This window comes from Anabaena sp. 90, assembly GCF_000312705.1.
Taxonomy (GTDB): domain Bacteria; phylum Cyanobacteriota; class Cyanobacteriia; order Cyanobacteriales; family Nostocaceae; genus Dolichospermum; species Dolichospermum lemmermannii.
The window spans coordinates 3867798-3879971 of record NC_019427.1; the positions used below are offsets into that span (position 1 = coordinate 3867798).

Sequence of the window (12174 nt, forward strand, 5' to 3'; positions counted from 1 at the left end):
ATAGCGAAGCGTGGCGTTAGCCATTTCTGACAATATTCTGACAATTTTCATATTAAATATTCAAATCTCGTAAAGCTAAACGAATTTGCTCTAAGCGAGTGCGGTTGACACCAAAATCAGAATCTCCCACACGAGAAGAAGAACGAATATGAATAACTGAATCATTGCTAGGAAAATAAAATTCTACATCATCAACGAATTTGAAAATGCGACTTTTAGAAATCGCATGAATATAATTATCTGTTTGTTCTATAACTGTGGTGCGGGGAACAACCGTGAGAACTTTGAGTAAGGTTTTTCTAGCTTTATCTCGTGTTACATCATAAGTGATTGGTGCAATAGCGTGTTTAGCATCAGCATTTTGACTGACAACACAGTTAGGGGAAGTTGGACAAGGACGAAGAGAACCTGATTCAATTCCCAAGTCAGAAGCCGAAGCAGTTGCAGGAACTATGCAACTAATGATCAGAGTTAGAAATATCGAGAAAATAATATTCCGTAGTCGGGAGATAGTTGTTAAATTGGACATAATCAGTTGATTGCTATATTCTGTGATTTAAGATATATTATCAGCTTTTGATATATTATTGTCTGAATCGGGCGCATATAGTCGCTGGGGAAAGTACCAATGTACTTATACTGCATTCGGGTAAATGGGTAGCCTTTCGCTTACCATCATGAAATAATATGCTTGTAGTTTAATTCCAGATTCTATTTATTCTCAATTCTTATGGCTGTATGATAAGCTTGAGTTATAGAAAATCAATAATACTTTTGATATTTATAACTTTTAGCAATTTGTCTTTAGATTTCCTTAATAATTAATTGAGAATCTTTTCTATTTATCAACGAGGTTGCAATACTTTCCGCGATTTGCTATAATTTCAGAGAATTTCATAATTGGCCTACTATTGTCAATTTTGGATTTTTCAGAAGATGTTAGTCTCAAACCCTTTATTGACAGTAGTTTCAGAAATTAATTTCCCCGGCTAATACAAAACTTTACAAAAATTTTAGCCATAAATTTGCTCAGAAATGATCTAATTTGAGCGATAGTAAAAATTTACTATTGACAAATTGACAAATAAGTGATTAGTAACCTTTCAACGTTATTAATTTTAGTGATATGAAGTCAATATGAATCACTTTAACTTCGATATATGGTAGGGGTTTAGCACTACTCATTGGTGTCAACTTAGGTTACAGATGGCTTATTTGTTTCCCACATTCCGCAGGTGTTTTTTGAATTTTCGGAATTATCCATAACCCAATGATAACAAGGCTTTCAGACAATGACACGCAATTCTATATTAGAGCGATGCCTTCGGCGCGGCGTAGCCATCGCCGATATATTTAAAGCTCGAATCAAGTTTATTGAGAATAATGTCAATAAATTAGTTGGTTTGAGATTAAATTCATTGAATACCGACCTAGATAGCAAAAAGCATGAACTGGTTATTATGATTGGGTTTTAGCTGTTTTATGAAATTCTTTTTTTGACAAAATAACCTGCTGGGAAAAATATTTTGAGTATATTTACTCATGCTGAATGTGGGTTGTTTGGCTTCCACACCCGCCAGGGAATAAATTCCCTGTCTCATAGCTCAAGTCCGTTAAAACGGACTAATGAATTTTCCTAGTATTTAGTCATCTTTTAGATGACTTTCGCTATTAGCAAGGAACTTGAGTTCCTTGCGGGATGAAGATTTTGCGTTAAGTTGACACCATTAAGCTTTTGCTTTACCCTTACATATCACATCAACTCAACAGTTTTCCTAATATTACTTAACCAACGCAGAATACATTTTTTAATATCTGCGGGGTTAGTTTGTCAAAGTATGAGGGTATTTATTTTATTTTTTATATTTTTGCAAACCCATAAGACTTAACAGCGGTTTTCTTCCCTAACAACCAATCTAAATGCTGTGGTAATAATTTTGCTAAATCATAATTATTTACTATAGTCTTTCTTGCGGCTGCACGAATAGCTTTCATATCTTGGAAGTTATCTAACACTTTGTTGACTTTATCTGCAATTTGTTCAGGAGAAAAGAAATCTACTAAAAGTCCATTTTTACCATCTTTAATTACTTCTAAAACTGGTGGAGTATTAGCAGCTATTAACAAACATCCTGTTGACATTGCTTCCATCATTGACCAGGATAAAACAAAGGGACGGGTTAAATAAATATGGGCTGAAGATGCTTGTAAGACTTGGAGATATTCATGATAAGGTAATCTACCAGTAAAGTGTAATCTGGATAAATCTAAATCCAGTTTTGCTAACATTAATTGTTTATAGGTTTTACCATCAGGAAGCTGTTTACCATAGGCTACTCTATCTTCTCCCACAACTACAATATGGCAATTTGGTCGTTGTTGTTGAATTAATGCCACTGCTTCCATAAACTGAGGAAAACCCCGATAAGGTTCCATTCCTCTGCCTACATAGGTGACTAATTCTGAGACATGGGAAAGGTCAAGATTAATGCGGGGTAAAACTAATTTAGCATCTGGCTGAGGTTGAAAAAAATTAGTATCTATCCCATCGTGACAAACATTAATTTTACTATGATATTCTGGGGGAAATTGTTGATGTTGCCAATTAGTGGGAGTAAGACCTCTATCGCAATTATATAAATCAATTAAAATCGGGGCGTTTTTTACACGAATTCGACATAAATCATCTGCATTTAATGGTTCATTGGGATCAAAATCAGCATCAGAACCGCGAGGATGATAAAACCATTCAAAGAAACATAATAATTCTGCTTTGGGAAAAACTTCTTTCATAAATAATGTTGGACCCCAACCAGAATGACCATAAATTATATCTGGAATAAAACCCTGTGCTTTCAGGTTTTCTGCGATTCGATATACAGCTTGTCCGGTGAGAACGGCATTTTCTAAATTGCGGACATAATGATGAGTTTGGGGTGCAGTTTGACGGGAAGGTTCATAAATAACTTTATGTACACCTGGTATTGTTCCTTCTTGACGATTGGTAGTAAATACTATTTGATAATTATCATCTTTTGCTAAAGCTGTGGCGAGGTGGCGAAATTGGGCGGGAAAATTGGGATGTAAGAATAAAATGCGTTTGGGTTTTTTAGTCATAGTTGCTTGATTTGGGGTATAATTCCTGATGAAATTATTTTAGCATTATGTTAATGACAACTTATTGAGATTTTATATGTTCAGAAATTTGTCTGAAAATTGCTTCAATATCAACAGATAAATACGGAAAAACGGAATCTTCAGAACCATCATGTACATGATGGGGGTAAGTTGAAATTTTCGGATGATGGGGTGCGTTATCCCAACGTTTTATTAGTTCTCTATTTTCAGGTTGCCAATGGAAACTATATTTAATTATTTCTACTTGTCCTGATGCTATTTGCAAGAATTCAAACATTTCTAAAAAGCTACCATCTTTTAATGTCAGACGATAACGCCATAGTCCTTTATCAGTTTGTGATTCTTCTCGAATAATCGTTACATTTACGACTTCTGGACAAAGTGCAATTACAGATTTTATCCATGCCAAATAGTCATCGGCATTTCTAACATTTTTCATAAAGCTTGTTCTAATTTATGGATTTTTTTTAAAATATCTTTGCGTAGTTCCCATAAGCCGAACCACTCAAAAAAATCCATTTCATCTCCTAAATTTCCTGAGTTAAATTGTTCTAAAAATTTTTCAGAAGTTAGTTGATATTTTTTCTGAAATTTATCTATATCTAAGTTATACATAGCGAGTTTTTGACGATAACGGGTTAAAATTACATTTAAAAGTTGTCCAATAATTCTATCTAATTCTGTGTTGTCGCTACAGTTTTCACTCAACAGTTCTAATTTTTCTAATGTATTCATAATTATATATATGTTTTTAGTGAATTTTTTCTTGATTATACACTATTCCCGGTAATAAATATCATATATGGGTGCGGCTCTTTTAGGAAGACAAAATACTACATAAACGTCTAGGGATTGTACAATTTGCCCAAACCTGCTATACTTGTACAATAAACAGTACAGGTTCTCCGCCAATGAAAATTATCTCTTTTAGCGAGGCCAGAAATAGTCTGAAAACGGTTTTAGACCAGGTGACGGCAGATGCCGACTATACAATTATCACTAGACGGGATGCTGATGATACGGTGGTGATGTCCCTGGAGTTTTTTAATAGTCTCATGGAGACTGTGCATTTATTGAAGTCTCCGGCAAATGCAGCCCATTTAGAACGTTCCATTGCTCAATTTAAGCAGGGGAAGGTGGTGCAGCGAGATTTGTTAAATGAGTAGAATGTTGGCTTGGACTGATGAGGCTTGGGGTAATTATCTTTACTGGCAAGGGCAAGATCAAAAGACTCTCAAAAGAATCAATAAGTTGATTGAGGAAACGATGCGGATGCCTTTTGAGGGTATTGGTAAACCAGAGCCTCTCAAGGAAAATTTAGCCGGATTTTGGTCACGGCGAATTGATGATACAAATCGTTTGGTTTATGCTGTTGATGATGTCTATGTAACTATTATTTCTTGCCGATATCATTATTAATTTTGCACTAACAATACTGTAGCTATTAGCAATTAGTGAATTTTTTCTTGACTATACACTATTCGAGGCAATAAATACCATATAGCGGTTATCGGTCGGATGCAATAGAATCTATTTGATTATTCTAACATAAAAGTAGGATAGTAGGGGTAAAGCAAGAGATTCATAAGTGTCAACTTAACGTAAAACCTATTACCCGACGGGGAATTAATTCCCCGTCTCATAGCAAAAGTCATCTGAAGATGACTAGAAATAACCATCAATTTATAGTTTACTTTAGTAAACTTTGGCTATTAGCCATGAAATTCATTTCATGGCGGGTTTGTTAGCCAAATCAATAAGCCATTCTCCTTTGGTAGTGGTAGGTTGGGCTTAACGTGGGAAAACCCAACAAATGCGCCAAAATGTTGTAAATGGGGCAAAATGTTGGGTTTTGTTCCTCAACCCAACCTACTGGCTTTCATTGGGTTGACGGTGCTGCTTGACGGGAAAGTTGATAAATAGCCTTAAATACACCGCATTATGATCACGCCACAGTGTAAAACCAAGAACTATCAGTTTGACTAAGTAGTTGCAAACTGTAATTATGTTGTGAGTTGTACCCGGCAATATCCAGGAAAACTAAAGAATCCTCCCCACCAGCTTGATTCTGTTGTTTGATGTTTATTCCTTGATAATATACGTTATCTATGTTCGTTCCTAGATTACGATTCTCAGTCCAATTAAAACCTTTCGGTATAACCAATATATCTTTCTGTGGCTGGAAATCATCAATGATCACAACATCATTCCAACCTCCAATAGCTGGTTTAAGGTCTTGTAATATTGAAGATCCTAGACCGAATGCACCGCCCAAAGCACCTATCACAGCCCCAGTCAGAGGGTTGATAACACCAACTACAGTACCCACTATTGAGGTAATTTGTCCTGTATAAGACAAGACCTTACTAGCAGTATCTAAATCGTTGCTATCCCCTGAAACTCCCACAAAAAATGTATCTACACCTTCACCACCATTAAAAATATCTCTCTGACCATCAAATTGTACCGCAGCAAAAACGTCGTTTCCATCTCCACCGTATATTGTATTTGCTCCCTTACCACCATTTAGATAGTCATTGCCAGATTCACCAATTATGGTGTCATTTCCAGACCCACCATAAATGGAGTCGTTGTCTTCACCACCCCAAATATAGTCATTGCCAGATTCACCATAGATAGTATCTCTCGCAGAGCCATAGACTGTATACGAAGCATCACCATCTATAACATCATTACTGGCACCACCATATATAACATCATTGCCACTTTCGCCGTAAATAGTGTCATTGCCATTTCCTTTATCAATCCAATCGTTGCGATCGCCGTAAATAGTGTCATTACCACTTCCGCCATAAACTAAATCGTGGTCTTGACCAGCATCAATATTGTCATTACCGTCACCACCATAAAGAGTATCATTTCCTTGCCATGCCCAGATGGTATCATCACCACTTTCACCGTCTACAGTGTCATTTCCAGATCCGCTATCTATGAAGTCGTTGTCTTCACCACCCCAAATTTTGTCATTGCCAGATCCACCATAAATAGTATCTCTGGCAGACCCAGAAACCCAATACCATGAATCACCATCTATGACATCATCGCCGTCTCCACCATCAAGATAATCATTACCTTCCATACCATAAAGAGTATCATTACCCCAAAAACCAATCAGAGTATCATTGTCAGTTCCACCATTAAGATAGTCATTACCCTCCCCACCATCAAGGTAGTCATTTCCAGACTCTCCATAAAGAGTATCGTTACCATTTCCTCGATCAATCCAACTGTTGCGATCGCCGTAAATAGTGTCATTACCACTTCCGCCATAGACTAAATCGTGGTCTTGACCAGCATCAATATTGTCATTACCGTTACCACCATAAAGAGTATCATTTCCTTGCCATGCCCAGATGGTGTCATTGCCATCCCCACCATCTATCAAGTCGGCATTATATGCGCCTTTGAGAAAGTCGTTTCCTGCCAATCCGTATAGCTGGTTATCATAAGCCCAATTCCAAACTCCCCAAGGTGCCCACCATGGGTTAGTCCAGTATCCCTCAACAGATAAATCATCATTTCCATTGCTTCCATATCTAGCCATTTGAGATTCTCCTTGTTTAGTTCCAGAAAAAGATATTGTTTTCGTGATATTTCCATGGGGTGCTAATTAGTTGAATTAGCATATATTCAATCTACCCAACGCTGTACTGACTTCCGTACTGAGAAACACTGACTTCATCTGACTTCATCTGACTTGAGAGCTAATTTTGACATCAAAAAACAAAACAACCATGTCATCTATCTAAAGATAGATTTACATGACGCACTGATTATGAGAATATATCAATCAAAACATCTGAATTTAGTCAAATCTGCCTGAACAAGTGAATTATTACCGTCTTGACGTAAATTATTTAACATTATGTCAAAGTCACTTAAGGTAAGCAATGACCGTATTCAACAGGTTAATATGGCACTTGGAGTTAATGGCTACCCCAGCCAAAGGGCTTTAGCTTATGATACCGGATTGTCCTTAGCTACAATTAGTAATTTCCTGACTGGTAAACCTGTTAGTTATACAAGCTTTGAAGAACTATGTCGGCGATTAAATCTAGATTGGCGAGAAATTACTACCAGTGCTGAAGTAATATTTCCCCCCCCCCGCATACGCACAAATACGCAAAAAAAAACCAAATTTAAATCAATTCCCAGACTGGGGAACTGCAATTGATATTTCAGCATTTTACGGATATAGCCAAGAACTGACACAATTGCAGTCATGGATTTTACAAGATGGTTGTCGCTTACTAGGATTATTCGGTATAGGTGGAGTTGGGAAAACAACCTTAGCTACTCAACTAGCAAAACAAATTCAGAATCAATTTGATTACGTTTTTTGGCGTTCAGTACCGACAGTTCCATGTTTTGATAGTATGATGACTGACTTGCTATCTTTGTTCTCCCATCACAAAGAAAACAAACTGAATATTAATCAAATTATCTATTATTTGCGTACCCATCGTTGTCTGATTATTTTGGATCATGTAGATATTGATCATCTAAAATATATGCAATTCATCAAAATAATTGCTGAAACAAATCATCAAAGTTGTGTGATTTTCACCTGTCGAGAACAATATCCAGAATTCACTTTTTTAGAATATTGGCTATCATCAGTAAGGTGTTTAAAGTTGTCTAATTCCTCAGAAATAGCCTTGTCTCTGATAGAATCACAACCACTATGGGGAACTGATCAAGAAAAGGATGATTTCTGTAATTTCTGTAATAATAATCCTTTGAAAGTTAAACAAATGATTGTTTCTATAATTCATTTATATAATGGGGATATTGGTAAGTTTTTAGAACGGAATACATAATAGAGAGAACTTATATACTGGACAAATTTACGATTATATGTATTAGAGGTTGTTTGAAAACTTTTTCGTGTGGGATCTGACACCCGCAGATCCCCCTAAATCCCCCTTGAAAAGGGGGACTTTGAGGAATTTAGCCCCCCTTTGTAAGGGGGGTTGGGGGGATCTCGATTAATTCTGATACTTTTCAAACATCCTCTTAATGAAATTGCCTCTTTTCAGACTTTTGGTGATAAAGTTCATTCTCACTCCTATTCCTCTAACACTGTTTTGCATCTGCTGGATTCACAAAATCATGTAAATCAGCATCCCAAATACTAATATAGATAAAATCACAACTTTGTCGAACTATTTGACCTTTTACCCCACCCTTACTAAAAGTAAAATTATCTGTTTGTCGTTGTTGAACTTGTTGCAGTCCTTGTTTAATTTCTGCTGTAGCTTCTCCATTCAATAAACCATTGAGAGTTGTCTGCATAACTTCAGGTTCTACTGATGATGCAAAAGCTGCTTCTGTTTGTTTTAGCGTTCCAGTTTTCTTATCAAATAAGTAGCCTAAATCAATTTTCTTAGGAACAACTTTATAAGTAACAGCGCGGGTATTTCCCCATAATCCTCTTAAATCTTTCTTTGGTTTACCTAGCGTTTCTTCTACACTACTTCTTGATGTACCTGTAGGAAATGCTGGGACAGTTTCCCTAATATTAGTAGCTACTTGATCACGTTTTTCCTGTCTTTTTTTCTTTAATGTTTCTTTGATAGTTAAAGTCGGTTCTGTAGTAGGAACTACAGACGTTTGTTCCTGTTCATTTTTTATTTCTGGTTGTGGAGTTGATTCTATGGAAGGAGTAGGAGTATTTTCAGGAATTGTCTCTGTGGGTTCAGGTAATATTGAAGGAGTAGGAGATACAGTTGCTTCAGAAATGGGAGTATTTACAGTTGTTGGTATTGGTGTTGGTGTTAGGATTGATGTTGGTGTTGGGGTTGGGGTTGGTGTTTCTGTGATATTGGAATTAGTGACAATGGAATTTGTGGTTTGTGGTCGGTTTATGCTAGAAATAGCCATTGCACCAATTAAACTTCCCATCATAACGCTACCAATAATCACCGCTGGTTTTTGCCAAATTTGCTGATTATTCCCAGTTTTAACCACGGGATTTTGAGAGAGTGAAGATATAGGTTGATTTAGTGCGGCAGGAGTGAGATGAATTGTTGCTGCTGTTTGATTAATATGATAAACTTGTGAGGGAATAGAAGTGTCAGATTTTAAAGCATATAACATTTTATTCGCAGTAGTAAAGCGATCGCCTGGACGTGGTTCAATTGCTTGAGTTAGTAGCATTACTAATTGGGGAGAAATCCCCCCAGCGAATTGTTGCCAAATAACCTGTCCCGTGTGAGGATGAGTTTCTAATTCTTGAGGATATTTACCCGTAAGTAAATAAATAGCCGTTAAACCCAAACTATAAATATCAGTAGCATAAACCGGACGACCAATAGCTTGTTCACTAGGCATAAAACCAGGAGTCCCAATCACTAGAGACTGAGTAGGATGTCCAGCAGCATTAATAGTAGTCCGAATAGTTTCTTTAACCGCACCGAAATCAATTAAAACTGGTTTATTATCTATCTCCCGCAAAATAATATTATCTGGTTTAATATCTCGATGAATAATCCCTTTACTGTGAACATAATCCAACACAGACAGCAAACTTAACAGAATTTCTCTAACAGTATTTTCCTGTAATTGTCCTTGAGATTTAATCACATTAGTCAAAGTGTGACCATGCACCCATTCTTGCACCAGATAGAAGAGACCATTTTCCGAGAAATAAGCATAAAGTTGGGGAATTTGGTCATTAGCTTCCCCCAAATACTCCAACGTCGCAGCTTCCCTCTCAAACCGTTGTTGAATTACTTGATAAGTTTTGGGGTCATTGCTAATAGGTTTAAGTTGCTTAATCACACAACGACGACGGGAAGGCATATAGGTATCTTCAGCGAGAAAAGTTTCACCAAACCCTCCTGCACCTAAAACCTGAATAACCTGATAACGATTGTTTAGCAACTTCATAATTATGAAAAATTACCAATATATTTAATACCAAATTTTATGTGAAACTGCACAAAAAAATAATCATCCATATTTATCTGCGTTTATCTGCGTTCATCTGCGGTCAATAATTCTGGAAATATTAAGAACCAGGATAAACAGGATACAGAAAAATCCTGAAATCCCGTAAATCCTGATTCAGACAAAAAATCAACTAGACCAAAGCAGCAGCCTGTTTCTTAAAAAAAGCTTGTAAAACAGTTTCCGCAATTTGAGGACTACTCAAACCTAACTCCGCAAAAGATTGATCCGGTGTGGCATGATCTACCAAAATATCAGGAACACCAATCCGCTTCACAGGGACAACAATATCAGCATCAAGTAAAGCCTCAGCCACCGCAGAACCAAAACCACCCATTAAACAACCTTCTTCCAAAGTCACAACCCGACCAATGTGTTTAGCCAAAGGTAAAATCAACTCAGTATCCAAAGGCTTAACAAAACGGGCATTAATCACAGTTGCTTCAATCCCATGTTCGCTGAGAATTTCCGCTGCTTGCATTGCCGGGTAAACCATTGTACCATAGCCCACAATTAACACATCATCCCCTTGACGGAGAATTTCCCCCTTCCCGATTTCCAGAGATTCCCAACCTTCCTCCATTAAGGGGACACCGTGACCATTACCACGGGGGAAACGCATCGAAATCGGTCCATCAGTGTAATTAATCCCAGTCACAACCATCCGTTGTAATTCCGCCTCATCCTTGGGAGCCATTACCACCATATTCGGAATGAAACGCAGATAAGCGATATCATACATACCTTGGTGAGTCGGACCATCAGCACCAACAATCCCCGCCCGATCTAAACAGAAGAATACAGGTAGATTTTGAATGCAAACATCATGAATAATTTGGTCAAAGGCACGTTGTAAGAAAGTAGAGTAAATAGCAGCAACAGGACGCATACCTTCACAGGCTAAACCGGCAGCCAAGGTAATAGCGTGTTGTTCAGCAATACCCACATCAATATACTGGTTAGGCAATTTAGCTTGTAGTTTATCTAAACCTGTACCAGTCGCCATTGCGGCTGTGATGCCGACGATTTTAGGATTTTGTGCCGCCAGTGTCACTAAAGTATGAGAAAAGACCTTAGCGTAAGCGGGGGGTTTAGGTTTGTTGGAAGGAATCGCTTTCCCAGTGGTTAAATTAAAGGGAGTTTGGGCATGGTAGCCTACTTGATCTTTTTCCGCCAGTTCATAGCCCTTACCCTTAGTTGTCACTACGTGAACCAAAACAGGGCCAGTAATTTGATGTGCCTGTTGGAATGTGGCAATTAATTCTTCTAAATTATGGCCATCAACTGGCCCCATGTAGGTAAAGCCCAATTCTTCAAAAACAGCGCCGACTTTGGGAACTGCTAACCGCTTCATACCTTCTTTGATGCGTTCCAGTTCTGGGGAAAGCGATTCACCCACAAAAGGCAGATGTTTTAACTGTTCCTCAATTCCATCTGAGAGAAACTGCACCGGCGCACTCAGACGCATTTTATTCAGATAACGAGGAATCGCCCCCACATTGGGAGAAATGGACATCTCGTTATCATTGAGAACCACGAGGAGATTAGTTTTGGGTAAGTGTCCCGCGTGGTTAATCGCTTCTAGCGCCATGCCTCCAGTTAAAGCCCCATCACCAATCACAGCAACGGTTTTAAATTTTTCCCCTTTTAAGTCGCGGGCTAAAGCCATTCCCAGGGCGGCCGAAATACTTGTAGAAGCGTGTCCTGCCCCAAAATGATCAAATTTGTTCTCGCCGCGTTTAAGATAACCTGCAACGCCGTCTTTTTGGCGAAGAGTGTCGAAATTACTGTAGCGTCCGGTAATTAATTTGTGGGGATAAGCTTGATGTCCTACGTCCCATGTGACCTTATCCCGATCTAAATCTAAGGTTTGATAAAGCCCCAGTGTTAATTCGACAACGCCCAAACCCGGACCCAAATGCCCTCCAAAGGCTGCTACGGTTTGTAGGTGCTTCTCACGAATTTGCCGGGCAATTTGTTCTAACTGCCGAATTGACAAACCATGCAACTGGTTAGGATGGGTAATTTCACTCAAGTGCATATTATCGGCTTTTCCTCTGTTAA

The 12174-nt window shown here is 37.9% G+C and carries 11 protein-coding genes; 4 read left to right on the forward strand and 7 right to left on the reverse strand.

Features of this window, described 5'->3' with window-relative positions:
- Positions 1 to 52 precede the first annotated feature (52 nt).
- From ANA_RS16705 to ANA_RS16720, 4 genes are all read right to left on the reverse strand, one after another.
- Positions 53 to 529: a DUF1499 domain-containing protein gene (locus ANA_RS16705; RefSeq protein ID WP_015081210.1), complete on the reverse strand. Its 477-nt coding sequence runs from the start codon at positions 527 to 529 to the stop codon at positions 53 to 55.
- A gap of 1331 nt (positions 530 to 1860) precedes the next feature.
- A complete protein-coding gene (locus ANA_RS16710; RefSeq protein ID WP_015081211.1) occupies positions 1861 to 3117 on the reverse strand; it encodes a glycosyltransferase family 4 protein in 1257 nt (418 codons plus the stop codon).
- Positions 3118 to 3178: 61 nt separating this feature from the next.
- Positions 3179 to 3577, reverse strand: a complete 399-nt coding sequence (locus ANA_RS16715) for a toxin-antitoxin system TumE family protein (protein WP_015081212.1) — start codon at positions 3575 to 3577, stop codon at positions 3179 to 3181.
- Positions 3574 to 3873 carry a hypothetical protein gene (locus tag ANA_RS16720; RefSeq protein ID WP_015081213.1) on the reverse strand — a complete coding sequence of 100 codons (300 nt, stop codon included), beginning with the start codon at positions 3871 to 3873 and terminating at the stop codon, positions 3574 to 3576. The genes ANA_RS16715 and ANA_RS16720 overlap by 4 nt, the downstream gene beginning before the upstream one ends.
- A gap of 176 nt (positions 3874 to 4049) precedes the next feature.
- Here ANA_RS16720 and ANA_RS16725 point away from each other — a divergent pair, with 176 nt between their 5' ends.
- Together ANA_RS16725 and ANA_RS16730 are read left to right on the forward strand one after the other, a co-directional pair.
- Positions 4050 to 4304 (forward strand): type II toxin-antitoxin system Phd/YefM family antitoxin, encoded by a 255-nt coding sequence (locus ANA_RS16725; protein WP_015081214.1) that lies wholly within the window; start codon positions 4050 to 4052, stop codon positions 4302 to 4304.
- Positions 4297 to 4557, forward strand: coding sequence for a Txe/YoeB family addiction module toxin (locus ANA_RS16730; protein WP_015081215.1), 261 nt, complete (start codon positions 4297 to 4299; stop codon positions 4555 to 4557). Before ANA_RS16725 ends, ANA_RS16730 begins: the two co-directional genes overlap by 8 nt.
- 526 nt (positions 4558 to 5083) lie before the next feature.
- Here the strand turns inward: ANA_RS16730 and ANA_RS23680 are convergent.
- Positions 5084 to 6703 carry a calcium-binding protein gene (locus tag ANA_RS23680; protein ID WP_015081216.1) on the reverse strand — a complete coding sequence of 540 codons (1620 nt, stop codon included), beginning with the start codon at positions 6701 to 6703 and terminating at the stop codon, positions 5084 to 5086.
- A 321-nt stretch (positions 6704 to 7024) separates the two neighbouring features.
- Here ANA_RS23680 and ANA_RS23685 point away from each other — a divergent pair, with 321 nt between their 5' ends.
- Positions 7025 to 7333, forward strand: a complete 309-nt coding sequence (locus tag ANA_RS23685) for a helix-turn-helix domain-containing protein (protein WP_148279069.1) — start codon at positions 7025 to 7027, stop codon at positions 7331 to 7333.
- A gap of 31 nt (positions 7334 to 7364) precedes the next feature.
- Complete coding sequence (locus ANA_RS23690; protein ID WP_371260413.1) at positions 7365 to 7979, forward strand: NB-ARC domain-containing protein; 615 nt, start codon at positions 7365 to 7367, stop codon at positions 7977 to 7979.
- Between the two features lie 256 nt (positions 7980 to 8235).
- Here ANA_RS23690 and ANA_RS16745 read toward each other — a convergent pair whose 3' ends face one another.
- Both ANA_RS16745 and dxs read right to left on the reverse strand, forming a co-directional pair.
- Positions 8236 to 10050 carry a serine/threonine-protein kinase gene (locus ANA_RS16745; RefSeq protein ID WP_015081217.1) on the reverse strand — a complete coding sequence of 605 codons (1815 nt, stop codon included), beginning with the start codon at positions 10048 to 10050 and terminating at the stop codon, positions 8236 to 8238.
- A gap of 193 nt (positions 10051 to 10243) precedes the next feature.
- On the reverse strand, positions 10244 to 12151 hold the full coding sequence (gene dxs, locus ANA_RS16750) for a 1-deoxy-D-xylulose-5-phosphate synthase (RefSeq protein WP_015081218.1): 1908 nt from the start codon (positions 12149 to 12151) through the stop codon (positions 10244 to 10246).
- Positions 12152 to 12174 lie beyond the last annotated feature (23 nt).

Coding starts and splice junctions, on each gene's coding strand:
- ANA_RS16705 (WP_015081210.1), bottom strand. CDS start 529: ATGTCCAATTTAACAACTATCTCCCGACTACGGAATATTATTTTCTCG.
- ANA_RS16710 (WP_015081211.1), bottom strand. CDS start 3,117: ATGACTAAAAAACCCAAACGCATTTTATTCTTACATCCCAATTTTCCC.
- ANA_RS16715 (WP_015081212.1), bottom strand. CDS start 3,577: ATGAAAAATGTTAGAAATGCCGATGACTATTTGGCATGGATAAAATCT.
- ANA_RS16720 (WP_015081213.1), bottom strand. CDS start 3,873: ATGAATACATTAGAAAAATTAGAACTGTTGAGTGAAAACTGTAGCGAC.
- ANA_RS16725 (WP_015081214.1), top strand. CDS start 4,050: ATGAAAATTATCTCTTTTAGCGAGGCCAGAAATAGTCTGAAAACGGTT.
- ANA_RS16730 (WP_015081215.1), top strand. CDS start 4,297: ATGAGTAGAATGTTGGCTTGGACTGATGAGGCTTGGGGTAATTATCTT.
- ANA_RS23680 (WP_015081216.1), bottom strand. CDS start 6,703: ATGGCTAGATATGGAAGCAATGGAAATGATGATTTATCTGTTGAGGGA.
- ANA_RS23685 (WP_148279069.1), top strand. CDS start 7,025: ATGTCAAAGTCACTTAAGGTAAGCAATGACCGTATTCAACAGGTTAAT.
- ANA_RS16745 (WP_015081217.1), bottom strand. CDS start 10,050: ATGAAGTTGCTAAACAATCGTTATCAGGTTATTCAGGTTTTAGGTGCA.
- dxs (WP_015081218.1), bottom strand. CDS start 12,151: ATGCACTTGAGTGAAATTACCCATCCTAACCAGTTGCATGGTTTGTCA.